Origin of the sequence: Niallia circulans NBRC 13626, from assembly GCF_001591585.1 — a bacterium.
GTDB classification, from domain to species: domain Bacteria; phylum Bacillota; class Bacilli; order Bacillales; family Cytobacillaceae; genus Niallia; species Niallia circulans.
On the sequence record NZ_BCVE01000003.1, the window covers coordinates 55,567 to 80,507 of the forward strand.

Consider the following 24,941-nt stretch of genomic DNA (forward strand, 5'->3'; position numbering starts at 1 on the left):
TTTCCCTATATTTATCTTCCTTATACTCTTTTGCCCAAACTGAAACTTCCTTTTTCCGGAAGTCACAATAAGTTCACAATTATCCTAAGGGTTATTCCACTAAAATCTGGAGAAACTATGATATAGTTAAAATCGTATTAACGTTATTAATAAGGAGTGAACATATAAATGAGTGAAGCAGCAAAAACATTAGATGGCTGGTATTGCCTTCATGATTTCCGAACAGTAGATTGGACTACATGGAAAATGTTACCTAGCGAGGAAAGACAAGAAGCCATCACTGAATTCCTAGGTCTATTGGAAAAATGGAATACTGTTCAAGAAAATAATAGCGGCAGCCATGCGTTATATACAATTGTTGGGCAAAAAGCAGACTTCATGATGATGATTCTCCGTCCAACTATGGAAGAATTACAGAAATTAGAAACAGAGTTTAATAAAACTAAATTAGCTGAGTTTACGATCCCAGCTCATTCCTATGTTTCTGTTGTAGAATTAAGTAATTACCTGCCTTCCGATTCCGATAAAGATCCTTATGAAAATCCATATGTAAAGTCTAGACTATACCCGATCCTGCCGGAATCCAGCTATGTGTGCTTCTATCCGATGGATAAACGTCGTCAAGGAGAAGATAACTGGTATATGCTTCCTATGGAAGATCGTAGAAGCCTAATGCACAGCCATGGCATGATTGGCCGCCAATATGCAGGGAAAGTAAAACAAATTATAACAGGATCTGTTGGTTTCGATGACTATGAATGGGGAGTAACCTTATTCTCTGATGATGTTCTTCAATTCAAAAAGTTAGTATATGAAATGCGTTTTGATGAAGTAAGCGCTCGTTATGGCGAATTTGGTTCTTTCTTTGTAGGAACCCTTCTAAAACAAGAAGCAATCACCGAATATTTACATGTAAACTAACATAAAGATGGAGAAAATTTCCTAATGAATCTAGATGATAGATGATTGGGAACTTCTCCATTTTTTTATTAATTTTTCTCATTAATTTAAATATAAATTCAACTCTCCTTGTCATAACTTATTCCTTTTTCTCATAGGATGAAATAGTGAGCGATGACCTATGAATGAAACAACATTCACCGTCTACTTCTTATTTCTAAAATTGTGGTCAACTTCGAATGGTGGAAGTATGTAGTGAAGATTGGATAGAAGATAATGGAGGGATGAAAATGAGTCAGTCAAATTATGGGAACTATGGTTATCCACAAGGATATAGGAGTTTTCCTGGGCAAATTCCTACCTATGGAAATCAGCAAGGGTTTCAACAACAAGTACCAATACAACAAGGAATGCCCACACCTGCACCTACGCCACCTGCAACACCTACTACATTACCAGGACAATTGCCAATAGAAGCATCTTATATCGAGAATATTTTACGCCTTAACAAAGGGAAAATTGCTACTGTCTATGCAACATTCGAAAACAACAGAGAATGGAACGCCAAAATCTTTAAGGGAATTATTGAAGCAGCAGGGCGAGATCATGTTATCTTAAGTGACCCACAATCTGGAACTCGCTATTTAATTCTAATGCTCTATATCGATTATGTTACATTTGATGAAGAAATAGAGTATGAATATCCTTTTGCCGCTGGCATGCCAGGGTTAGCAACATCCCCGCCTAGATAACCAAAAAGCCTTCCCGTGCATCACTCATTTAGTGGTGTACTTTTTTTGTTCTTTATTAAGATTGATAATGTTTCTCTTTTTATGAAAACAAAAAAGAATAGGTTGAACATTTTATAATCTGCTCACCTATCCTTTTTTAATATACTCTTATTACATCCATTTCCACGCAGCAATAATCACTAAGAGCCATGCTGCTATAAACGCTACTCCGCCAAGTGGTGTAATAGCTCCTAATACTTTTATTTGGGTAACAGCCAATATGTATAGGCTTCCTGCGAATAGGATAATCCCAATTAGCATCAGCCAGCCTGCCCAGTTTAACAAACTGCTTTCTGGAAACTTACCTAAGAGTAAACCGATTAGAATTAAACCAGTACTATGAAACATTTGATAGGTAACACCTGTTTTCCATATTTCAAGGTATTTATTTGTAATTTTCCCTTCTAAGCCATGTGCGCCAAATGCTCCTAAAGCAACGGATAGCAATGCATTAATTGCTCCAATAATAATGAAAACTTTCATTTTTATCTCCTTTTTTAAGGCTTTTTGCTAACTAATCTATGTAAAAAGTTATGATATTCCTTAATCCTTTTCCTTAGTTGCTATTCATGTGCGTAAAACAAATGTACTTAAAAATCAAATAAGGAATCACCATTTCCTTCGTCCATTTTAATTTTATTTGTTTGTGTCTGTATGGGTTGTTGTGGAATGCTTATTGGTGCTTGAACAGCTTGGAAGGATGGTTGCTGAACAGGCTGCTGATAAGTAACGCCTTCTTTTCTTTCCTGTTCTAAAACCAATTCACATAAGGATTTAATTGCATAAACTCTTTCTCTTATTCTCGCGTCAGAATTGCTTGTTTTTGCTTCTGTCAGCTGATCCTCTATTTTAGCTAATAATTGCTGGATTGATATATTCACTTCATCCCTCCTTTTGCCTGGAATCGCAGGCATTCTTGTCCAGAAGCTCTTTTTACTTCAACAGATGGCATCGTTCTGCCTTTAAATTGGAATGCCTTACACCCTTTAGGAAACTGACTATCCCATGTAACATAGTAGAATTTGCATTTATAACAATTAACCTTATTCTTTTCCATTCCCTACCCTTTCTAATCCCTTAGAAGGAAATACATAATGAGTAGATACTTCTATTATCTAATAGAAATGACCCCTCATACGTATTTCCTTTATTATATTCTTCTTTTCACAAAAAATCATCTATACACCAATTGATCGGGGACTGCCCATTATTTTCAAGCATCCTATTTATAGTAGAAAATGGTCTGCTTCCTAGAAAGCCGCGGTGAGCGGAAAGTGGACTTGGATGTGTTGATAAAATGGTGCCATGCTTGTCTTGATCAATAAAAGCAAGTTTTTTTTGGGCTGGATTTCCCCATAGCACAAAAATAACTGGTTCTTCTCTGTCATTCAACATCTTTATTACTTTGTCTGTAAATACTTCCCATCCTTTCCCACGATGAGAATTCGCTTGTCCAGCTCTCACTGTTAAAACTGTATTTAATAGAAGCACCCCTTGGTCTGCCCAGTTTTTTAAATAGCCATGGTTCGGAATAGGACAGCCAAGATCAGCATGAAGCTCTTTATAAATGTTTTTTAAGGATGGTGGAACTTTTACTCCTGGCATAACGGAAAAGCTTAAGCCATGAGCTTGATTCGGACCATGATAAGGGTCCTGTCCCAAAATAACAACCTTTACTCTATCATAAGGAGTATATGTTAAACTATTAAAAATATCTTCTCTTTTAGGATAAATAGTAGATTCTCTGTATTCTGTTTCTAAGAAGGCTTCCAATTGGATAAAATACTCCTTCTGACGCTCCTGTTCCAATAATTGCTCCCATGATGCAGCCATACTATCTCCTCCTTTATTCTTCGGCAAAGCTTACTTCAAGTGTATAGCCTAATCTTCCATAGAATTCCTTCAATGTTTTTTGAGCATTTTCCTCTGCTTTCACTAAAATCCCCTGATTTACAGCCTCTTTCTTCATCGTTTCCTTCGCTTCATCCATTAAACTATAAGCTTCTTCCCACTTTACATCTCCTCTAAAAATGCCTGAAACAGAATATGTTTCTACTTTTTCAAAATCAATGGAAGGATCCTGAAGAAAATCTGCCTTTGGTAACTCAATATGGATGCTTTTCTCATCCTCATCTACTTGTAATTGTTCGTCCGTAACTATCGATAAGTCTACTCCAGCTGTTAGTGTCCCTGGTACAACTAACAATATTTTTCTTTTTGTGCCAGGAAAATCCGTCTCAATTTCCTTACCAAAAATTTCATTATCCTCTTTTTCTAGAATTGTTTTTATAAAAGCTTGAGAGGTAGCTAAAGTGGATAAATCTTTCATCTGTTCTAAATAAGCCGTTGTTTTTAGAACGGACTCTTGCGGAAAGGCAACTTTCCATAACCCTACTATTCCGACTATCAAAATCACGATTAACACACTAAAAAAAAGCATGATTTTTTTATTTAACCGATTCATTAGTCTATATAAACCAAAAGAAGGAAAGCGAATTCCCCTTCTGCTATTTAACTCCAATGCTGTACTTGCCTGTTCCCTTTTCCCCGCATCTAACTCCCGGCTGATTCGTTCTTTTTCTTTTTTACTTACCATTTAACTCCTCCTGATCCTATTATTGTCTCCTTCTATTATATAGGGAAATTTGTCGATTGTGGGGATATTTGTCTATGTAGTATTTCCCAAATGGCAGGCGATGAAAAAATTACCAACTAAAAAATTGTTTGATTACTATTTTAAGAGGCTATATAAAAAACATAGATAAATTCCACTATTATAGGAGGCTATCATTATGTATAAAGTAGAAGTAGTAGAAAACGGTGTACAAGCAACCAATATTATTAATGCATTAGAAAACCAAGGCTACAAAAAAGAGAATATTTACATTTTTGCTCACGATAAAGACCGTTCTGAGGATTTAACAAATGCAACGGAAACTGGAAATGTATCAATGAAGGAGCAAGGTTTACTTGATTCTATCAGCAACGTTTTCCGAAAAAGAGGCGACGAATTGCGTTCTAAATTACAATCAGTAGGCTTAACAGATGCAGAAGCAGCTAAATACGAGGAAGTATTAGATACAGGTAAATTAGTAATTGTTGGGTCACAAGAATAAAGAGAAATCCCGCCTTCTTTTATGCGGGATTTTTTTATCCTAATAATTGGTCATATAGCTTCTTTGCATAGACAACATCATTTGTTTCATGGATTAATGCTCTTCCATCTTTAAAAAAGACTACTCTGTTTCTTTCTAGCTGAACAGATAGGAGAAACGGATTTTGTCGCACTTTATATCCTTTCTTTTGCAAGCTTTCTGTTAATCGTTGAAAAGGAATATTTTTTGGACTAGATGGACGAATTTGAACCGTTTCTCTTCCACATAAAACAGCTACCTTTGTCTGATTCTCCCTTTCAAGAAAAGGATATGACCGTTTTTCTCCACATGTAGGACAATCACTTCTCTTTGCACGGCTCACTTTCACATTGTGATATTCATTATTCCATAAATCAAACGTTAAAAAGGATCCACGCAATGCAGCTTTATCTCCCCTTAAAAGCTTCAACGCCTCTGTTACTTGATGAGAAACGACCACCTGTACAGCTGGTGCAATAATTCCTACTGTATCACAAGTTAAACCAGTCATGGGCATCGTTTTCAATAAGCAATGAAGACAGGGTGTCTCACCTGGTATTATCGTGTAGCTCATCCCGGAACTCCCGACACAGGCCCCGTAAATCCAGGGAATTCCATGCTTAACAGCCATATCATTTACTATCATTCTTATTTCCATATTATCCGCAGCATCTATTATTAAGTCGATATTCTCAACTAACTGATCTAATAACGCTGCGGTTGCCTCACCAATTATCCCTTTCACTGTGCAGCCTCGATTAATTTCCTTTAGTCTATTTTCGGCCGCAAATGCTTTTGGTATTTTCTCGTCAGCATCCTTTTCTGTATATAGCTGCTGCCGCTGAAGGTTGCTTTTTTCGACATAATCTCTATCTATAATGGTTAAGCTTCCGATACCGCTTCTGCATAACATCTCTGCAACAGAAGACCCTAATGCACCTGCACCAATAATTAACACATGCTTCCTGCCAATTATTCTCTGCCCTTCTGCTCCAATGGGGGAAAACAAAACTTGGCGTGAATATCTGCTTTGATCCATTTGTACCTACTCCTTCCTCATCCCCCGCTAACAGGTGGAATAAAGGCAATTGTATCGTTTTCTTCCACTGTATCTTCATCCATTGCAAATTCCTCGTTTACCGCAACCATTACTCCTTGAAGAGACAGCGAAGGGAAGGCACTTAATAAATATTCCTTAACCTGTGCAATCGTCTGCCCTTGCCATTCCAATTCCATTGCCTCTTTTCCTATCGTTTCTTTTACTCCAGCAAAGAATAGTAATTGGATCAATTTAATTCCTCCTCACTTGGTCTGCCATCTTCATACCTTTTCGTACCATTCTGGTTCCCAATCCACTCTTCACCAGATTCCCAATGTTCCCTCTTCCAAATTGGCACGATTTCTTTTATTCTTTCTATCGCATATTGATTTGCCGTATAGGCATCCTTTCGATGTGGAGTCGAAACTGCTATCACTACTGCTACATCACTGATTTCCAGCTTGCCGATTCGATGGGTAATCGCAATATCAATGTCTCCCCACTTCTCCTTTACCTCTTCCCCTATTTGCGCAAGTTTTTTCGCAGCCATTGGCACATATGCCTCATATGTTAAAAACAATGTTTTTTTTCCGGCAGTCATTTCCCTTACCGTACCAATAAAAGTAGTAATCGCACCCGCGTTTCTTCTTACAACCTTATCAATAACTTCTTGCAAATTAATTGGACGGTCCGTTATTTCAAATTTCATATAAATTCCTTTCTCGATCTACTCTCATCTTTTTTCCATATCGATTTTTCATTTTTCTTTCAAACGTAAAGATTATATTTAAAGGTTACCATAAACAAAGACAGAATTCTCTTACTACTCTTCGCTCTTTTCCATATTTTTTATCGTTGGTATGCAAAATCATCTTGTAAAGCAGACTAAGCAAAGGGTGCGGAAAAGTTGTATGATTAATTAAAATGGTCTACAATTATTCAATCAAACAAAATTACTTTTCGCTGAAATAATAGCCATTACATAGGAGGCATAACAAATGAAGAAAGTATTAACTTTAGCAGGCTCTGACACAAGCGGCGGTGCAGGTATTCAAGCAGATTTAAAGACATTCCAAGAATTAGGTGTTTATGGTATGACTGCTTTAACAACGATTGTAACAATGGACCCTAAAAATCATTGGCACCATAACGTATTTCCCCAGGATATTAATACAGTTAACGCGCAATTAGAAACCGTGTTATCTGTGGGAATTGATGCTATGAAAACAGGAATGCTTGGATCTGTCGAAATCATTGAAGCAGCGGCAAAGCTAATTGATGAAAATAATATCAAAAATGTTGTGATTGATCCTGTCATGATTTGTAAGGGCGAAGATGAAGTTCTTCATCCAGAAACAGCTGATGCCCTACGTGAATTGCTTGTTCCAAGAGCAACTGTGGTAACACCAAACCTTTTTGAAGCTTGGCAGCTTGCCCAAACTGATAAACCAATTAAAACAGTAGAAGATTTAAAAGAAGCGGCCGCAAAAATTCACGAACTTGGACCTAAATATGTTCTCATCAAAGGCGGCAGTAAGTTAGGACATGAAAAAGCAATTGATCTTCTATACGATGGAAAAGAATTTACTATCTTTGAGAGCGAACTAATAGATACAACGTATACTCATGGGGCAGGCTGCACAAACTCTGCTGCTATTACAGCTGAACTAGCTAAAGGTGCTACCGTAGAAGAAGCTGTTCAAACAGCAAAAGATTTTATTACAGCAGCTATCAGCAATGGATTTAAATTAAACGAGTATGTAGGACCAACTATGCATGGAGCATATCGTAACGAAAAAGAAAAGCTTAGTGCGAAATAAAAACAGCAGTTCAATATATTCTCCTTTTACCATGCCATTATAAAAGGAGAGTATGCCCTTACCATTTTTTATTATTTAAATAAACTATTAGCAAGGAGGGATATTCTGTGGAATTTGTACAAATGGAAAAAGTGCAAAACGAAATCGATCGTTTTAGTGGAAAGAAAATCTATATTCACTTAGAAACAACAAATGGCGCTTATGCCAACCATAATGATGAAACCTTCTTCAATTCAGGCGCCTATATCCGCAATGCCCAGCTAGCCTATGAATATGGCAAAATTACGGGAAACGGCCCCTATCGAATTGGCTTAAAAACAGCAATAGGCTGGATTTATGCTGAAGGTATCACCCACTATGAAATTGACGATAAAAATAGATTGTTATTGGCAGGCTTAGACTTTACCGGAAAATTAGCAGTAGCCTTAGAAATAAGCGAAACACCATTTGAATAAACAATTAATGGAACATGCTTTTTTCATTACATGAAAGGAGGAACTCAGATGGAAACAGAAAAACAAGTATTAGTTATTTTTCCTCATCCCGATGATGAGGCATTTGGTGTATCTGGAACCATTTCAAAATTTTTACACGAAGGGGTTCCAGTTACTTACGCTTGCTTAACCCTTGGACAAATGGGAAGAAACTTAGGAAATCCACCATTTGCAACAAGAGAATCCTTACCAGAAATTCGCAGAAATGAATTAAAGGAAGCAGCTAGAGCAATGGGTCTAGAAGATCTCCGTATGCTCGGCTATCGTGATAAAACAATCGAATTCCTAAAAGAGGAAGTATTAGTCGATGAGTTTACAGCATTACTAGATGAATTAAATCCTTCTTTAGTGATTACTTTTTATCCAGGTTATTCTGTGCATCCGGACCACGATGCTACAGGAGCTGCTGTTGTAAAGGCCATCGAAAAGAGAGAAGCTTCTAAACGACCAAAACTTTACTGTGTAGCATTTTCCAAGAACACAGAGGAAGACCTTGGACAGCCCGATATTGAAATTGATGTGGAAAATTTTGCAGAACAGAAAATCAAAACAATCGCAGCCCACCTTTCTCAAACACAACAATATGTAGCAGTCCTGCAAGAAGGAATAAAGAATCAGGACCCAGAAGTTTTAGCTCGATTGTATACGGAAAAATACTGGACATATAAATTTTAATTTTGGAAAAAACAGGGAAAAAGATTGAGACATACGTCTTGCGATTATAAAAAGGTTTGTGGTAAACACCTGTTTATGCGAGAAATAGAGATGCCATAGCCCTCTTCTTTTTCCCCAGTACCTTGTTTGTCTGTAGAGTAATAGAACAAATTGCTTTCGCCTCTCGGGCTTTTATTTACATAAATACCCAAAATGGTGAAAGCAATCGTTATTAAATCGCTATATTAGAAATTGTTCATCTATTCCCATTATCTATTTTGTTTTGTCCCTGTATGTTTTTATTAAAGAATAATCGCCTAAATTAAGCTTTCAGCCAAGCATTTGCAAGTAAAAGCGCTCCTTTTGCTGCCTCAGTATGCGCCAATGCATTTAGCATAACAAAATCATGAATGATTCCACCAAAACGAGCAGAGGTTACCTTTACTCCCGCTTCACGAAGTTTATTCGCATAAGCTTCTCCTTCATCTCTTAGCACATCTGCCTCAGCCGTAATGATTAAAGCTTCTGGCAGCCCAACTAATTGATCTTTTGTTGCTCTTAAAGGAGATGCTGTAATTTCTGCTCTTTCTTTTGGATCAATAGTATATTGATCCCAGAACCATTTCATGCCATCTCTTCTTAAAAAGTACCCTTCTGCAAATTGGTTATAAGAATCTGTTTCAAAGGATGCGTCTGTAACAGGGTAAAATAGTAGCTGTTTTTGAATAGCAGGGCCTTTGCGTTCTTTCGCCATTAATGTGATCGCTGCGGACATATTTCCGCCCACACTGTCACCTGCTACAGAAATTTTATTAATATCAAAGGCATACTCTTCTCCTTTTGCTGCAATCCATTCTAGCACCGTATATATTTCTTCAATCGCAACCGGATATCTTGCTTCTGGAGAAAGGCTATAATTGGTGAATACAACGGCAGCGTTGGAACCTACTGCTAATTCACGAATTAAGCGATCATGTGTATGTGCATTACCGAATACCCATCCTGCACCATGTGTATATAAAATCACTGGCAATTTAGTTGTAGAGCTGTTCTCTGGACGAACAATTTTAATTGATACTTGATTGGCCGGTCCACCTTTAATAAAAAATTCATTTTCCTCCACTGGTAATTTATCTATCTCACTAGATTGTACTTCATCTACTGCTACTCTACCTTCTGCTGGCTCCAAATCAAATAAATATGGTGGATTAGCTGTGTCTTCTGTAAATTTTTTAGCCGCTTCTTCTAATACAATGTGATTTTTGTTATTCATAGCAAATTACCCCTTTTGATTTCTTAAAATTTAATTGCGCACAACTTATTGAATTAAAATTTTTTACTCCTATGTTTTCTGTTCCTTTACATAAGGAGTACAAGTAGTTAGTTTTATCTGCTGCTCGTAAATTAAATTTCGCACAATTTAATTTTACAATACCAACTTTCCCATTCAAAGTCAATTTATTTTTTATTAAAAATGCTGAGGAAAAGTCTTTTTCCTCAGCATTTCATCAAAAAGATATATTTTATAAATTTTCTACTCTTTCTTCTAATACTTCTTTCGCATTCTGCACATGATCATTATCTTCAGATTTCACCATTTTGACAAGAAACTTTCGCATAAGCAGCATTTTTAGTCCCTTAACATGTACAGTGCCTTCAAACTCTACTTGGGTGCCTTCAGGAATCTCCGAAAAGCGATAAGCATAATCAACTATTAATCCATTTGAACTACTTCTACGCAAAAATCCTATATTTTTATCAAAAGTGAGATATTCTATTTCTGCAGGTACTGTATTTCCACGAACATTTCTTATCTCTTTATATTTTGTGCCAACTCCAATCGGCTCATTTGTCAACTTTTCTGTTGATACCACTTTATTCATATATTCTGAAGCATTTGCCATGTCCGCAAAATAAGCAAAAACTTCTTCAATGGGCTCACAAATAATAACACTCGCATTAAAATCTGCCATTTTTCCACCTCAATAGAATCTATCTTTTTAGGTTTTTCATTTCTATTATAGCGAATAAATAGCAAATTGAATAATTGATTTCTAGCGAACTATAAAAATGAGTGATTACTCACTTTACAAAGTGTAACTTTTTTCATAAGATAAAAGTGAGTAATCACTCATTTATTCGAAAGGTGGTTTTTAATATGGGGACACCATCCATTGTTTCTGTTAAGAATATTTCCAAAGCATTTGGAGAGAAACAAATTTTAACCCAAATTGACTTAAGTGTTTATCCCGGAGAAATCTTAGGATTACTTGGTCCGTCCGGAGCTGGAAAGACATCACTTGTGAAAGAAATTATTGGATTAGATTTACCTGATAGTGGTTCTATTTCTGTATTAGATGTGGAAATGCCAAATCTAACTATAATGGGGAAAATCGGTTACATGGCACAGGCAGATGCATTATATCAAGATTTAACAGCTAAGGAAAATCTCGATTTTTTCGCTAGCTTGTATGGATTAAAAGGAACAGAGAAAAAATCTAGAATAGATAGTGTTGCTAATTTAGTAGAATTATCAGATCATCTTTCCAAGCCAGTATCCCAGTATTCTGGAGGAATGAAGAGAAGGCTATCTATCTGTATTGCTCTTTTAAACACTCCAAAGCTGCTAATTTTAGATGAACCTACAGTTGGGATTGATCCTATTCTCCGAAAAGCAATTTGGCAGACTTTTAACCAGCTTAAAGATAATGGAACATCCATCATTGTAACTACTCATGTAATGGATGAAGCAGAAAAATGTGATCGTCTTGGAATGATAAGAAACGGTCAACTTATTGCTCTTGATACACCGAAAAACTTGATGAACCGCTGCAATGCCCAAACAATGGAGGAAGCATTCTTATATTATGGAGGTTTAGCAAATGAGAATTAACGCCTTAGTATTACGCATATTAAAACAATTTTATCGTGATAAAAGAACACTAGCGCTAATGATATTAGCTCCTATTCTCATTTAAACATTAGTCCATCTAGTTTTTAATGGCGATGACTATGAAATAAAAATAGGATTAATTGACACACCTGACTCCATAGGCACGGCCTTTGAAAAAGAAGAATTGAAAACATCTATCTACAATAGCGAGGCTGCGGCAAAAGCTGCATTAAAAGATAGAAAAATTGATGCTTATTTTCTTGGTGAAAACAACCAAACAAAATTAATGTTAGAAGGAAGTGACCCTTCTATTACCAAAGCAACGATTACAAAAGCACAAGGTGCCATACAAAATCTTTCTTCTCATAAAGCAGTACTGGATGTAGATTTACTTTACGGTTCTATTGATATGAAACAATTTGATTCATTTGGGCCTAGTTTACTTGGAATTTTTGCCTTCTTTTTTGTTTTTCTAGTAGCTGGCGTATCTTTTTTAAGGGAAAGAACTTCAGGAACGTTGGAGCGATTACTTTCTAGTCCTATTAGAAGATGGGAGCTAGTTCTTGCTTATATTATCGGTTTTGGATTATTTACAATGGTGCAATCGGTCATTATTGTCGTTTATTCTGTCTATGTTCTCAAAATGGAAAATTATGGTTCTATTTTATATGTATTATTCATTACGCTATTATTAGCATTAGTAGCCCTTACATTAGGCATACTCTTATCTTCTTTTGCCCATAATGAATTGCAAATGTTTCAATTTATCCCAATTGTCATTGTCCCACAAGTTTTCTTCTCTGGGCTTTTTAACTTAGATACAATTTCTCCGGTAATTAGCTGGATTTCTTACTTGACTCCGTTATATTACGCAGCAGATGCCTTATGTGAGGTAATGATTCGTGGTCACGGTTTCAAGGATATAATAGAACCTCTTAGTATCCTTTTAGGCTATTCCATCATCTTTATGATTATTAATATCTTTGTATTGAAAAAATATCGCAGTATCTAAGATATTATATTTTTCTCCATAATCCTTTATAATTAAATTAGATTGGATGGATAAGGAGTTTCCTATAAATGAACAATAGTGACAATATATTAGAGTTAATTTTAAAAGAAGAACAGTCAATAACAGATAAACAGAAAAAAATACTGATGGCAGCCATTGAAGCATTTTCCGAAAAGGGCTATGCCGCAACCTCTACTAGTGAAATTGCTAGAATGGCAGGCGTTGCAGAAGGTACTATCTTTCGACACTACAAAACCAAAAAGGATTTACTATTAACCCTTCTCTCTCCGTTGTTAAGTACGTTGATTGCACCACGAGTCATAAAGGATTTTGATAAAGTATTAAATGCTTCTCATGATAGCTTTGAAGATTTCCTTCGAGCTGTAGTAAAAAACAGAATGGAGTTTTTACAACACAATATTGCGTTATTTAAAATTTTAATACAAGAAATCCCTTTTCATGATGATCTACGAGAGACATTTAAAAATCAAATCTCTATGAACATTTTTAAACGCCTTCAAGAAATTATGGGAAATTATAAAGAAAAAGGAGAGATTATTTCTATTCCTCCTTTTAGCTCCGTTCGCCTAACAGTATCATCAATTTTTGGTTATTTTATCGCTCGTTACCTCCTTCTTCCTGATATAAAGTGGGATGATGATGAAGAAATTGAACGAACCATCCAGTTTATTCTTTATGGATTAAAACCTCGGGAATAATAATAAAAAAGGTAGATGAACTTATTCGCGTTCATCTACCTTTTTTGACCATCTTATTCCTCTAATGCTTTTCTAATTGCTTGAGCCACTCCACTTTCTTCATTTGTTCCTGTCACAAAGTGGCATTGACGTTGAATATCTTCCACCGCATTCCCCATCGCAACTGCTCTGCCAGCCATTTGAAACATGGAAACATCATTATAATTATCTCCAATTGCCATCGTGTCAGAAAGAGAAATGTTGCGATCCTTCACAAATTTCTCAAGCGCAATCCCTTTTTGAGCATGAATAGAAGTAATTTCTAAGTTCTCCTTACCGGAAGCACTAATTGCTGCTCCTTCCAGTTTAGTCAACTCCTCTCTAACATTACCTAAAACGATCGGATCAAAATGGAATGCTAATAATTTATAAATAACCTGGTCGTCATCTTGAAATAATTCTTCATAACTATCTAATTGATGAATTTCCTTCAGTCTTTCCTCGGCCGCTTTTTTAATCTCTTCCATATCCTTCGCATGGCCACTTACAGTAAAAATATCCATAATCAGTGATCGTGCTACTGTTTTATCAAGTGTATACGTTCCTCTATTAGTATAGACTTCATAATATACTTGATATTTATGTAAAATTTCAGCCATTTGTCTGGCTAGATCTTTACTTAATGGATTTGTATCGACGATGATATGCTCATTCGTCCTAATTTCTGCTCCATTTGCACAAATCATCGGTGTAATAACCCCTGCCTCTTTTAAAAGGTCTCCTGCTTCTTCATAAGCACGTCCAGTAGCGATTACTACCTCTACTCCTTTATCTTGTGCTTCTTTAATTGCTTCTCGATTTTCTTTCGTGATTTCTTGTGTGGATGTTAATAACGTCCCATCCATATCAATTGCTATGCATTTAATCATCTAAACACCCTCAATAATTTATTCAGCTTCATCAATAATTTTCTAATTCCTTTATCATCATAACATGAAAGAACAAGCAGCAAAAGGAAGAGAACTTTAAGAGATGCTTGTCTTTTTGTAAATTATTTTATCTGTTTGCTTTATAAGCAGGCACACCGGTTAGAAATAGGAATGCCCTTACTTGCGGATTTTGACTTTTACTTGCGACTCTTCTATCTAATACCTTCACCAACCCATAATGAACTATCTTCGCTGTCCTCTTTCCCTTCTCTGCCTTCTTTCTAAACCATCTTCTATTTTGTCTTTTCTGTGAACGGATATGTGAACATTTTTCAAACAATGAGTGAACTTTACCGCAAACTGACGAAATTTCATTATGATATACCTATCATTTACCAAAAGGAGACGATCGGAAAAATCAACTTTGTTAAAAACCTTTTATATCAATGTTTATCGACTTTTTCCAACATTAAATTACATAGGATGAACATCACGGAAAAGCACTTTTAACAAGTTTTTTTATCCTACTGCCTCAATTAAATCTAATTGAATTTCATCTTATGCAATGATTTTTATCGCTTTATCGAACTGGAAGATTCACAAATCTGTTCAAAATACAAAAAGGAGGAGAAACTCATGGATATGATTTTTCTATCGCGTTTGCAATTTGCTTCAACGACCATATTCCACTTTTTATTTGTTCCCATTTCTATTGGTTTAGTATTTATTATCGCAATCATGGAATCTTTTTATGTGAAAACAGGGAATGAAGAATACAAAAAAATGGCAAAGTTTTGGGGCAAATTATTTTTAATCAATTTTGTTATTGGTATTGTTACAGGAATTCTTCAAGAATTCCAGTTTGGTATGAACTGGTCTAACTATTCTCGCTTTGTTGGTGATGTATTCGGAGCACCACTTGCAATTGAGGCATTGCTCGCTTTCTTTATGGAAAGCACCTTTATTGGACTTTGGATATTCGGCTGGGACCGTTTATCAAAAAAAGTACATTTAGCATGTATTTGGTTGACTGCATTTGGAACAACGATTTCTGCCTTCTGGATTTTAGCAGCAAACAGCTTTATGCAGCGCCCAGTGGGATTTGAAATTAATAATGGCCGCGCTGAAATGAATGATTTCTTTGCACTTATTACAAACGGCCAAGTTCTTGTTGAGTTTCCTCATACTGTGTTTGGAGCACTAGCTACTGGCGCATTTTTAGTATGTGGAATTAGTGCTATTAAATTGTTAGGCAAAAAAGATGTTGATTTCTTTAAAAAATCCTTTCAAATCGGGATTACCGTTGCATTAAGCGCTACGTTTCTAACGCTTGTTGCCGGTCATGCCCAAGCACAATTTTTAGTAGAAACACAGCCAATGAAAATGGCTGCTAGTGAAGGATTATGGGATGAAAGTGAAGATCCAGCACCATGGACCGTGTTTGCCAATATTGATGTAGAAAACAAACAAAATAGCGGAGAAGTAAAAATTCCTTATCTACTAAGCATCCTATCTTACAACACTTTAGATGGCAGCGTAAAAGGAATGAATGATCTGCAAGCAGAGTATGTGCAGAAATATGGAGATGGCAATTATATCCCTCCAGTTAAAACAACTTTCTGGAGTTTCCGCATCATGGTTGCAGCAGGAGTAGCAATGATTCTCCTTGGAATATATGGCGTATTTCTGGCTTGGAAGAAGAAATTAGTTGCTAAACCTAATAAATGGTTCTACCGTTTCATGATTGCAGGAATTTCCTTACCATTTATCGCTAATACCTCTGGATGGATTATGACAGAGATTGGCAGACAGCCATGGACTGTTTTTGGATTAATGACAACAGAAGATAGTATTTCCCCAAGTGTTTCAGCTGGGCAAGTATTATTCTCTATTATTGCATTTTGTACCATCTACGCGATATTAGGTGCTATCATGGTTTATTTATATGTAAAAGTTATTAAAAAAGGGCCATATTTGATGGAAAAAGAAGATACAAAAGTAACGAATGACCCGTTTGCGAAGGAGGGTTTCCATGCTTGAGTTAAATGTTCTTTGGTTTATCTTAGTCGCTGTTTTGTTTATTGGATTCTTCTTTTTAGAAGGTTTTGATTTTGGAGTTGGAATGTCAACAAAGCTTTTAGCAAGAAATGATATGGAAAAACGAATACTCATTAATTCTATTGGTCCTTACTGGGATGCAAATGAAGTGTGGTTAATTACTGCAGGGGGCGCCATGTTCGCCGCTTTCCCTCATTGGTATGCTACAATGTTCAGCGGATTTTATACACCGCTTGTAGTTGTTTTATTAGCGTTAATCGTTCGGGCAACAGGATTTGAATTCCGTGCAAAAGATAGCCACCCTGCATGGAAAAAGGCATGGGATCTGTGTATTTTCTTAGGAAGCTTCCTTCCTCCTTTATTATTTGGCGTTGTTTTTGCTTGTTTTATGCAAGGACTGCCAATTGATAAAAATATGGAATTAAAGGCTGGCTTCTTTGATGTTGTAAACTATTATACATTAACCGGCGGGCTTACAGTATTAGTCCTTTGCCTTGTGCATGGACTAGTATTTACTACCTTACGTACCGTTGGAGACTTACGAGAAAGAGCAAGAAATTTAGCACAAAAGCTTTTGCCTTTATTAGGTATCTTATTATCGTTATTTTCCGAATTAACTTATATTAAAACAGATATTTTCCAAGAACGTGGCTTAATCCTTTCCTTTATCTTCTCATTAGGGGTTATTGCCTTTGTTGTTGGGGGATTCTTTATCTCTCGAAAAATGGATGGATGGGCTTTCGGGATGACTGGTGCCATTATCGCCTTATCTTTTGCTTCCATTTTCATCGGCTTATTCCCTAGAGTAATGGTTAGCTCAATAAGTGATGCATATAGTTTAACCATTCAAAATGCAGCTTCCGGTCACTATTCTTTAAAAGTGATGACAATTGTAGCCCTAACGCTTCTGCCATTTGTTCTTGGCTATCAGATTTGGAGCTATATTGTGTTCCGGAAACGTATTACTGAGAAGTCTCATTTAGAATACTAATGGATAAAAATCTTTTAAAACTTACTGGGATCAAGCCGATTCTCGCAACTATAGGAATATTAACCATTGTGGAAGGAGCTGCTATTATTCTGCAGGCCAAATGGCTTGCAGAAATAATAGCCTCTTTATATAACGGAGAAAACTATCAAGAGCAATATGTAAAGATCATATTGTTCTTATTAGCTTTTTTAGGGAGGCATTTTTTACACACTATCCAACAAAATATCGCTGCAGCATTTGCTGAAAAAACGAGTAAAGAGCTTCGTCTTCAGTTAATGCAAAAACTATTTGAATTAGGTCCTAAGTACACCAAGAAACAAGGAAGCGGAAACATTGCTACACTTGTCCTTGAAGGGATTAGTCAATATAGAACATATTTAGAGCTTTTTCTACCAAGAATGCTGGCTACAGGAATAGTTCCAGGCATGATTATTCTATATGTATTTTGGAATGATTGGCTATCAGGTGTAATCTTAACAGTTACAATGCCGATTTTAATCGGATTTCTAATACTTGTGGGCATGGCAGCTAGCAGCCAAATGAATCGACAGCTTGCCACCTACAAAATCTTATCTAATCACTTTTTGGATTCTTTAAGAGGACTAGACACACTGAAGTTTCTAGGTAGAAGCAAACAGCATAGCGGAAATATCGAAAAGGTAAGTGAACAATATCGCGGGGCAACGATGAAAACATTGCGATTAGCCTTCTTATCCTCCTTTTCTTTAGACTTCTTTACCTCTCTTTCCGTTGCAGTGGTGGCAGTAAACTTAGGATTACGCTTAATAAATGGTGATTTAGTTTTATTACCTGCCTTGATGATTCTTATTTTGGCACCAGAATTTTTCCTGCCTGTTCGAATGGTCGGAGCTGATTATCACGCAACATTAGACGGAAAAGAAGCTGGGGATGCAATCCAAACGATTATCCAAACCCAAAAATCTGCCAAAATGACTGGACAGTCTATTTCTTTAGGTACAAAGCCTTCCTTAACGTTTGACCATGTTACCTTTCAGCATCATCCCGAGGAAAAAGCAACCTTAAAGGACCTTTCCTTTATGATTGATGGCTATAAAAAAATTGGCATTGTCGGTGAAAGTGGCGCGGGGAAGTCTACGCTTATTGACCTCCTAAGCGGTTTTTCTCAACATTGTGCGGGGAGCATTTCTGTAAATAGTGTGTCTTTACCTAGCCTTATGACAGAGGAATGGAGACAGCTGACTACGTATATTCCGCAATCTCCTTATATCTTTAGCATGACATTACGAGAAAATATCTCCTTTTACCAGCCAGATGCTGCCGACGAGGAAATTATCCAAGCATTAAAAGCAACTGGTCTATACGACATTTTTACTACTTTTCCTAATGGTCTAGATGAATTATTAGGAGATGGAGGAAGAAACTTAAGTGGCGGGCAGGAACAAAGAATTGCTTTGGCACGAGCATTCTTAACCAATCGAAAAATCATGCTGTTAGATGAGCCAACCTCTCATTTAGATATTGAAACGGAGTTCGAATTAAAAGAAACGATGCTACCTTTATTTAATGAGAAACTAGTATTCCTTGCAACCCATCGTCTTCATTGGATGAAAGAGATGGATTCAATTATCGTCATGGATCAAGGCACTATTGTAGAATCAGGCACACATGAAGAGCTAGTCGCAGCAAAGGGCTTTTATTATAAGCTATTACAACAGTAAGGAGGATGACTCTAAAAATGAATGAAAACAAATGGATTTCTCCATTTCTGAAAGCAAATAGTGGCCGAATTGTCTTAATTCTTTTCTTGAGTGTCCTAGCTTTACTTACAGCTGCGATGCTCACCTTTACTTCTGGCTTTCTTATTTCTAAATCAGCCATTCCAGTCGAAAATATATTAATGGTTTATGTACCAATTGTTGGCGTAAGAACCTTTGGTATCAGCCGGGCTGTATTTAGCTATTTGGAAAAATTAGCTGGTCATCATACAGTTCTGCGCATTTTATCGAAAATGCGGATGAAGCTATATCAAATTTTAGAACCACAAGCTTTGTTTTTAAAAAGCAGATTTAAAGTTGGCGATATGCTAGGGATTCTTTCTGATGACATTGAAAAACTGCAAAATATATATTTACGGACCATTTTCCCAACCTTTGCAACCTCTGTTTTATATATTATAGTGGTATGTGCTATTGGAATATTGGATATTCCTTTCGCCATTCTCATGGCAATTTATTTAGGTCTATTATTATTCGTCTTTCCTATTCTTTCTTTAGTGCTCATGCGCAAAAACCAAAGAGAATTTAAACAAAGAAGAAACGGGCTATATCAAAAATTAACGGATAGTATTTTAGGCATTAGCGACTGGGTTATCAGCGGTCGGTCGAAAGGCTTTATAGAGGAATATGAAAAAGAGGAAGCGATTGTTGCGCAACTCAACTATAAGCTTGTTCAATTTACTCGTTGGCGCAACTTTGCTTCCCAAGCAGTTGCGGCATTGATTATCCTTTCTCTCATTTTCTGGTCTAGTAAGCAATATATCGATGGCGCTATTCCTGTTACATTAATTGCTGCTATTATTCTAGTTGCCTTGCCAATCCTGGACGCTTTTCTAGTCGTTTCTGATGCATTTGAAAAGCTGCCAGCCTACCAAGACTCGTTGGATAGACTTAATAAACTGAATGTTCCTGAACAGAAAAACGAAAGAGTTCGTCCAATCATAGACACCGATATAGTCGATATTCAAGTTGATCAAATTACTTATCAGTATGAGAAAGAACAAACCTCATCCCTATCTAATGTTAGTTTAGATATTCCACAAGGGAAAAAAATTGCCATCATCGGTCGTAGCGGTGCTGGTAAATCAACCTTACTGAAATTGATTCAAGGAGTAATCCAGCCAACAACAGGAAGAGTCACCTATAATGGAGAGACATCGGCTTCGTTTCATGCAGACACTTCTTCGATTATATCTGTGCTCAATCAAACACCTCACCTCTTTGCAACAACGTTACGAAATAATATTTTACTAGGGGTAGAAGAAGCATCGGATAAAGAACTAATAAAAGCGATTAAATCGGCTCAATTAGAGGAGTTAGTTTCATCCTTGCCAAATGGGTTGGATACTTTTATGGAGGAAACAGGCCAACGTTTTTCTGGCGGAGAGAGACAAAGAGTAGCACTAGCCAGAATATTGCTCCAAAAGACTCCTATTGTTATTATGGATGAACCAAATGCCAGTCTTGACCCAAAAACAGAAAAAGCATTACTTAAAACAATCTTTACAACATTGGAAGGAAAAACAATGATCTGGATTACCCATCATCTTGTAGGTGTAGAAGAGATGGATGAAATTATCTTTATGGATCAAGGAGAGATCGTTCTGAGAGGAAGCCATCAAGAACTGCTAGCTACAAGCAGCCGCTACCAGCAATTATATGCATTAGATCATCCAGAATGAATCCGATAATAGGCGAGTCTTCATTAAAGAAGGCCGCCTTAATGTTTTATTTGTTTCGGTTCTTCCTCTGTTACCTTTTCGCAAAAGAGCCTTTGAGGATAGCTCTTTACTAAGACATGTTGAACGGCCTGCCCTGCTCTTAAAAATTTAATGAATTACATCTTCTACTCTTGCTTCTGTAACTTGGATCAAATTGTTAACTGCCAATTCAATTTGAACACCAATCTTCCCTCCACTAACAATAATCGTGGATTGCTTGTTCACACTCTCATCCAAGATTGTCTCATACTTTTTCTTCATGCCGATTGGTGAACACCCACCCCGAATATAACCAGTTGTTTTTTGAATATCCTTTACGGCAATCATTTCTAGCTTTTTTGCATTGACTACTTTTGCTGCCTTTTTTAAATCAAGCTCTGCTTCAACAGGGATAACAAATACATAAATTCCATTCCCCGTATCTTTCACCACAAGTGTTTTATACACCATTTCGATTTCTTTACCAATCTTACCCGCAACGGATATACCGTCCATTTTCCCATCTTTATTTTCATAGGTATGTACACTGTAGGAAATCTTTTCGGCATCCAAAATGCGCATTGCATTTGTTTTGGTAATAGCCATAGCTATATACACTTCCTTTCCTAACACTGGTAATTTTTCTCTAATTAAACCATATCATATCGTTACCCAAAATGAATATTAATTATTTCAGAACCAAAGCCCCATATTCTTCATATAGTATGGAAAGTAGAAATCGACTTGCTGGGAGGAATAAAATGAAACCGACCTATCAAGATGCCCTTGCCTATTTCGGGGTGAGCGGTGCACATCCAGGTGGCTTAACATTAACAAAGTTCTTATTGGAACAAGAAAAAATTACGACCCATACAACATTACTTGATGGCGGCTGCGGCACTGGCCAAACTTCAGCTTATATAAAAAAGAACTACCCCTGTGCTGTCACAAGTATTGACTATCATCCTACAATGGTGCAAAGAGCAAAAGAACGATTTAAAAAAGAAAATCTGTCGATTCAATTAGTGCAAGGAAGCCTAGAAAAGATGCCCTTTCCTTCCAACAGCTTTGACATCATTTTAATAGAATCTGTACTAATTTTCACTAATTGCAGAAATTCCCTTGCCGAAATTAAAAGAGTGCTCAAGCCAGGCGGCATCCTACTGTTATTAGAAATGACTGCGGAAAGAAGTCTCCATGCAATAGAACATCAGAATATGTGTGAAGTTTATGGCATTGAAAAGGTCTATACAGAAAAAGAATGGATAGATTTAATGAAGGAAGCGGGTTTTCCCAAAGTAGAAATAAAACTTGGACACTCTGTTTTTTCCCATATGATGACGGGAATGGAAAAGGAAGATGAAGCAATTGATAGAACCGTACCAACGAATGTCCAATTAGAAGGTAAATTGATGGACCATTCCTATATTCTTTATACTTACGGGGATATAATCGGCTACCGAGTATATAGAGCTAGTTTGTAAAAAAAGAGGCTCTCAGTGGATTAGCCTCCATTTGAGAAACCTCTTTTTATTATTTTCAGCTGTCCTTTAGTAAAGCTTTATGAATCCATATAGCTGCTTGCGATCCTTCTCCCATTGCGATTGTAACCTGTTCCGAATGAGCCACAACATCACCTGCTGCCCAGACGCCATCTATATTAGTCATTTTCGTACGCGCATTCACGATAATATGATTATTCTCCATTATCTCGACTCCTAAAGGCACTGCTAAATCTGACTTTACTTTATTCCCGCCAAATGCAATAAAACTATGCTTTGTCTCGAGCATCTTTCCATTTTCCAATACATACCCTTTGATTTGGGAATCATCTGCTAATACTCGATCTATTCTCTCTGTATAAACGGAAATTCCACTATCACTTAATTGTCTAGCCAGCTTTTCGCAAGTAGTCTCTCCACCATGATTAATATACGTAATATCGCTTGTCCAATACAACAAAGTAAGGGCCATATTTGCCCCAACATTTCCATTTCCAATCACTATTGTTTTTTTATCCTTTACTTCATATCCATCACAATCCGGACATAAGTATACGCTGATTCCCAGACAAGGGTACAATTCGGCAAATGGGGGAATATTATCCATAACACCTGTTGCAAGGAGAATTTTCCGAGATTGAAACAGACCCTTTTCAGTTGCTGCCGTAAAATGCCCCTCTTCCTTTTTTAAAGAAGTAACGGTACTCTTAAGAAACTCTACCCCAAGGCTTTCTGCCTGTTTCCTTCCTAAACTCCGCAATTCTGAGCCCCTGATTCCATTAGGATATCCTAAAATATTATGGTAGCTTTTACATATCGTAGATCGACCATCCTCTGCATCAATAATCAGCACATCATGATTATATCTTCCTAATTGAATCGCTGCCTGCAATCCCGCTATGCCACCGCCTATAATAATGCAATCAAGAATTTTGGTCATCTTTTTCCCTTCTTTCTTTTAGTCAAGCCAGTTTCTTTAGTTTTTACGAGGAGACAATTCTTATTCTTCCAAAATACTATCCGCTATAGCGGAATAAAAAAATGGCTATGTATTACGGGATTCCCGAATACATAGCCATTTAATCTTATCTTATGAAGATATTACTTCTTCTTTGAAAAATTGCGGTAAGTGCTCTTTATGTGCTTCTAGCATTTCATCCAAAATTTGTTTTGCCACTTTGTCTGACGGCAACAACGGATTAATCGTCATAGCTAATAATGCGGTATGATAACTTCCTGTAACTGCCGCTTCTGCCGCCACTCTTTCAAAGGACTTAATTTGTTGAACAAGTCCGCGAACTGCAACAGGCAGATCACCGATCGCAATCGGTTTTGGTCCGTCTTTTGTGATAATACTGCTAATTTCTACAGCTGATTCATTTGGAATGCTTGCAATAGCTCCATTATTTATTGTATTGACAGGCTGAATATCTCTTCTGTCATTGTACATAGAATCAATTAAGCTGCAAGCTGCATCACTATAATAAGCACCACCTCTTTTTTCTAGCTGCGGCGGTTTTTTATCTAAGTTTTCATCCTTATAAAGTTCAAACAGCTCTTTTTCTAATTGCTGAACGACTTCAGCACGTGTACCTTGTTCTGCTGCTTCCTCCAACTCATTTTGCAGCATTTCTGCTTGCTTATAATAATAACGGTGATATCCACAAGGAATAACTCCTAATGCTTTAATAAAGTCTGGCTCCCAGTCAATAGCAGCAATATTCCTCATCGTATCACTTTTATGCTTCGACATTTTCTCTAAAAAGTCTGGCGTAATGTTCTTCCCATCTAAATATACATTTAACCCAAATACCATATGGTTCAAGCCAGCAAAGTCAACATGCACACGACTAGATTCTACTTCTAACAGCTTAGCGATACCCATTTGAATAGAAATCGGTACATTACATAGCCCGACAATCTTCTTCCAATTACTATGACGAAGAACAGCTTCTGTTACCATTCCAGCTGGGTTTGTAAAGTTAATGAGCCAAGCGTTTGGACACAGCTCTTCCATATCCTTTACAATATCTAAAATGATAGGAATGGTTCTTAATCCTTTAAACAGCCCTCCTGGACCATTCGTTTCTTGCCCAATCACATTATACTTTAGAGGGATTCTTTCATCTTTAGCACGTGCAGCTAGTAGGCCAACTCGAAATTGAGTTGTAACAAAATCTGCATCCTTAAGCGCTTCTCTTCGGTCTAGAGTTAAGTGAATTTCAATTGGTAAACCCGCTTTCTTCACCATTCTCTTCGCTAGATTTCCAACAATATTAAGCTTTTCTTCTCCTTCAGGAATATCTACTAACCATAGTTCCCGCACAGGTAATGAATCATATCTCTTAATAAACCCTTCCACTAATTCAGGTGTGTAGCTTGACCCACCGCCGATAGTAACAATTTTAATCCCTTTTCCCATAATAGATCGCCTTCCTTTTCTACTTATTTCTGCAATCCCTTACAAAATTACCGATTAAATGAATGTCTCTTCACTTACAACCTTAACGTCTAACTAGACCCGAGTAAATAGGATGCTGGGAATTAGGACTTTTTCACACATAATGGA

General features: G+C 36.8%; 27 protein-coding genes and 1 pseudogene. 14 read left to right on the forward strand and 14 right to left on the reverse strand.

What is annotated here, in order from left to right; all coding sequences use genetic code 11:
- The first annotated feature begins 168 nt into the window (after positions 1–168).
- Together hemQ and gerQ are read left to right on the forward strand one after the other, a co-directional pair.
- Positions 169–921, forward strand: a complete 753-nt coding sequence (gene hemQ, locus BCI01S_RS04580; protein ID WP_047940794.1) for a hydrogen peroxide-dependent heme synthase — start codon at positions 169–171, stop codon at positions 919–921.
- 269 nt (positions 922–1,190) lie between these two features.
- Positions 1,191–1,652, forward strand: a complete 462-nt coding sequence (gerQ, locus tag BCI01S_RS04585) for a spore coat protein GerQ (RefSeq protein WP_082138241.1) — start codon at positions 1,191–1,193, stop codon at positions 1,650–1,652.
- Between the two features lie 150 nt (positions 1,653–1,802).
- Here gerQ and BCI01S_RS04590 read toward each other — a convergent pair whose 3' ends face one another.
- The 5 genes from BCI01S_RS04590 to BCI01S_RS04610 all read right to left on the reverse strand — a co-directional run bounded on the left by BCI01S_RS04590 (position 1,803) and on the right by BCI01S_RS04610 (position 4,287).
- Positions 1,803–2,174 (reverse strand): DUF423 domain-containing protein, encoded by a 372-nt coding sequence (locus BCI01S_RS04590; protein WP_047940795.1) that lies wholly within the window; start codon positions 2,172–2,174, stop codon positions 1,803–1,805.
- A 107-nt stretch (positions 2,175–2,281) separates the two neighbouring features.
- Positions 2,282–2,572 (reverse strand): YwdI family protein, encoded by a 291-nt coding sequence (locus tag BCI01S_RS04595; protein ID WP_047940796.1) that lies wholly within the window; start codon positions 2,570–2,572, stop codon positions 2,282–2,284.
- Positions 2,569–2,748, reverse strand: a complete 180-nt coding sequence (locus BCI01S_RS04600) for a hypothetical protein (protein ID WP_031540148.1) — start codon at positions 2,746–2,748, stop codon at positions 2,569–2,571. The genes BCI01S_RS04595 and BCI01S_RS04600 overlap by 4 nt, the downstream gene beginning before the upstream one ends.
- 107 nt (positions 2,749–2,855) lie before the next feature.
- Positions 2,856–3,524: a uracil-DNA glycosylase gene (locus BCI01S_RS04605; RefSeq protein WP_061796904.1), complete on the reverse strand. Its 669-nt coding sequence runs from the start codon at positions 3,522–3,524 to the stop codon at positions 2,856–2,858.
- A 13-nt stretch (positions 3,525–3,537) separates the two neighbouring features.
- Complete coding sequence (locus BCI01S_RS04610) at positions 3,538–4,287, reverse strand: DUF4230 domain-containing protein (RefSeq protein WP_061796906.1); 750 nt, start codon at positions 4,285–4,287, stop codon at positions 3,538–3,540.
- Positions 4,288–4,483: 196 nt separating this feature from the next.
- On the opposite strand from BCI01S_RS04610, the gene BCI01S_RS04615 reads away from it, so the two are divergent.
- Complete coding sequence (locus BCI01S_RS04615; RefSeq protein ID WP_047940799.1) at positions 4,484–4,807, forward strand: YflT domain-containing protein; 324 nt, start codon at positions 4,484–4,486, stop codon at positions 4,805–4,807.
- Positions 4,808–4,841: 34 nt separating this feature from the next.
- Here BCI01S_RS04615 and BCI01S_RS04620 read toward each other — a convergent pair whose 3' ends face one another.
- The 3 genes from BCI01S_RS04620 to BCI01S_RS04630 are packed head-to-tail and all read right to left on the reverse strand — an operon-like array spanning position 4,842 to position 6,573.
- Positions 4,842–5,864: a MoeB/ThiF family adenylyltransferase gene (locus tag BCI01S_RS04620; RefSeq protein WP_061796908.1), complete on the reverse strand. Its 1,023-nt coding sequence runs from the start codon at positions 5,862–5,864 to the stop codon at positions 4,842–4,844.
- 17 nt (positions 5,865–5,881) lie between these two features.
- Entirely contained in the window at positions 5,882–6,115 is a 234-nt protein-coding gene (gene moaD / locus BCI01S_RS04625; RefSeq protein ID WP_047940801.1) for a molybdopterin converting factor subunit 1, read from the reverse strand.
- Positions 6,112–6,573, reverse strand: a complete 462-nt coding sequence (locus tag BCI01S_RS04630; RefSeq protein ID WP_061796909.1) for a molybdenum cofactor biosynthesis protein MoaE — start codon at positions 6,571–6,573, stop codon at positions 6,112–6,114. Before BCI01S_RS04630 ends, moaD begins: the two co-directional genes overlap by 4 nt.
- Positions 6,574–6,862: 289 nt before the next feature.
- Here BCI01S_RS04630 and pdxK point away from each other — a divergent pair, with 289 nt between their 5' ends.
- The 3 genes from pdxK (at position 6,863) to bshB2 (ending at position 8,853) form a co-directional block, all read left to right on the forward strand.
- On the forward strand, positions 6,863–7,684 hold the full coding sequence (gene pdxK, locus BCI01S_RS04635) for a pyridoxine/pyridoxal/pyridoxamine kinase (RefSeq protein WP_047940803.1): 822 nt from the start codon (positions 6,863–6,865) through the stop codon (positions 7,682–7,684).
- A gap of 107 nt (positions 7,685–7,791) precedes the next feature.
- Entirely contained in the window at positions 7,792–8,139 is a 348-nt protein-coding gene (locus tag BCI01S_RS04640; protein ID WP_047940804.1) for a YojF family protein, read from the forward strand.
- A gap of 48 nt (positions 8,140–8,187) precedes the next feature.
- Positions 8,188–8,853: a bacillithiol biosynthesis deacetylase BshB2 gene (bshB2, locus tag BCI01S_RS04645; RefSeq protein ID WP_047940805.1), complete on the forward strand. Its 666-nt coding sequence runs from the start codon at positions 8,188–8,190 to the stop codon at positions 8,851–8,853.
- A 301-nt stretch (positions 8,854–9,154) separates the two neighbouring features.
- Here the strand turns inward: bshB2 and BCI01S_RS04650 are convergent, their stop codons facing one another.
- Together BCI01S_RS04650 and BCI01S_RS04655 are read right to left on the reverse strand one after the other, a co-directional pair.
- A complete protein-coding gene (locus BCI01S_RS04650) occupies positions 9,155–10,105 on the reverse strand; it encodes an alpha/beta hydrolase (RefSeq protein ID WP_061796911.1) in 951 nt (316 codons plus the stop codon).
- 250 nt (positions 10,106–10,355) lie between these two features.
- On the reverse strand, positions 10,356–10,805 hold the full coding sequence (locus BCI01S_RS04655; protein WP_061796913.1) for an SRPBCC family protein: 450 nt from the start codon (positions 10,803–10,805) through the stop codon (positions 10,356–10,358).
- Positions 10,806–10,990: 185 nt separating this feature from the next.
- Here BCI01S_RS04655 and BCI01S_RS04660 point away from each other — a divergent pair, with 185 nt between their 5' ends.
- The 3 genes and pseudogenes from BCI01S_RS04660 (at position 10,991) to BCI01S_RS04670 (ending at position 13,456) form a co-directional block, all read left to right on the forward strand.
- Positions 10,991–11,725, forward strand: a complete 735-nt coding sequence (locus BCI01S_RS04660; protein WP_061796915.1) for an ABC transporter ATP-binding protein — start codon at positions 10,991–10,993, stop codon at positions 11,723–11,725.
- Positions 11,715–12,737: pseudogene (locus BCI01S_RS04665) on the forward strand (ABC transporter permease). Before BCI01S_RS04660 ends, BCI01S_RS04665 begins: the two are co-directional and overlap by 11 nt.
- A gap of 68 nt (positions 12,738–12,805) precedes the next feature.
- On the forward strand, positions 12,806–13,456 hold the full coding sequence (locus BCI01S_RS04670; protein ID WP_047940811.1) for a TetR/AcrR family transcriptional regulator: 651 nt from the start codon (positions 12,806–12,808) through the stop codon (positions 13,454–13,456).
- 53 nt (positions 13,457–13,509) lie between these two features.
- On the opposite strand, the gene BCI01S_RS04675 is transcribed toward BCI01S_RS04670, so the two are convergent.
- Positions 13,510–14,364, reverse strand: coding sequence for a Cof-type HAD-IIB family hydrolase (locus tag BCI01S_RS04675; protein WP_061796917.1), 855 nt, complete (start codon positions 14,362–14,364; stop codon positions 13,510–13,512).
- Between the two features lie 636 nt (positions 14,365–15,000).
- Here BCI01S_RS04675 and BCI01S_RS04680 point away from each other — a divergent pair.
- From BCI01S_RS04680 to cydC, 4 genes are read left to right on the forward strand one after another with little or no spacing between them, the layout of a single operon-like run.
- Positions 15,001–16,404, forward strand: coding sequence for a cytochrome ubiquinol oxidase subunit I (locus BCI01S_RS04680; protein WP_047940813.1), 1,404 nt, complete (start codon positions 15,001–15,003; stop codon positions 16,402–16,404).
- Positions 16,397–17,413 carry a cytochrome d ubiquinol oxidase subunit II gene (cydB, locus tag BCI01S_RS04685; protein ID WP_061796919.1) on the forward strand — a complete coding sequence of 339 codons (1,017 nt, stop codon included), beginning with the start codon at positions 16,397–16,399 and terminating at the stop codon, positions 17,411–17,413. Before BCI01S_RS04680 ends, cydB begins: the two co-directional genes overlap by 8 nt.
- Complete coding sequence (gene cydD / locus BCI01S_RS04690) at positions 17,413–19,113, forward strand: thiol reductant ABC exporter subunit CydD (protein WP_061796920.1); 1,701 nt, start codon at positions 17,413–17,415, stop codon at positions 19,111–19,113. The genes cydB and cydD overlap by 1 nt, the downstream gene beginning before the upstream one ends.
- 17 nt (positions 19,114–19,130) lie before the next feature.
- The gene (cydC, locus tag BCI01S_RS04695) at positions 19,131–20,852 is read left to right on the forward strand and encodes a thiol reductant ABC exporter subunit CydC (protein ID WP_061796922.1); all 1,722 of its coding nucleotides are present in this window, start codon (positions 19,131–19,133) and stop codon (positions 20,850–20,852) included.
- Between the two features lie 147 nt (positions 20,853–20,999).
- Here the strand turns inward: cydC and ybaK are convergent, their stop codons facing one another.
- The gene (gene ybaK, locus BCI01S_RS04700; protein WP_047940817.1) at positions 21,000–21,476 is read right to left on the reverse strand and encodes a Cys-tRNA(Pro) deacylase; all 477 of its coding nucleotides are present in this window, start codon (positions 21,474–21,476) and stop codon (positions 21,000–21,002) included.
- A 155-nt stretch (positions 21,477–21,631) separates the two neighbouring features.
- Here ybaK and BCI01S_RS04705 point away from each other — a divergent pair, with 155 nt between their 5' ends.
- Positions 21,632–22,354 (forward strand): class I SAM-dependent methyltransferase, encoded by a 723-nt coding sequence (locus BCI01S_RS04705; protein WP_061796924.1) that lies wholly within the window; start codon positions 21,632–21,634, stop codon positions 22,352–22,354.
- 55 nt (positions 22,355–22,409) lie between these two features.
- Here the strand turns inward: BCI01S_RS04705 and BCI01S_RS04710 are convergent, their stop codons facing one another.
- Positions 22,410–23,312: an NAD(P)/FAD-dependent oxidoreductase gene (locus BCI01S_RS04710; protein ID WP_061796926.1), complete on the reverse strand. Its 903-nt coding sequence runs from the start codon at positions 23,310–23,312 to the stop codon at positions 22,410–22,412.
- Between the two features lie 150 nt (positions 23,313–23,462).
- Positions 23,463–24,794, reverse strand: coding sequence for a 6-phospho-beta-glucosidase (locus BCI01S_RS04715; protein WP_061796928.1), 1,332 nt, complete (start codon positions 24,792–24,794; stop codon positions 23,463–23,465).
- Between the last annotated feature and the right edge of the window lie 147 nt (positions 24,795–24,941).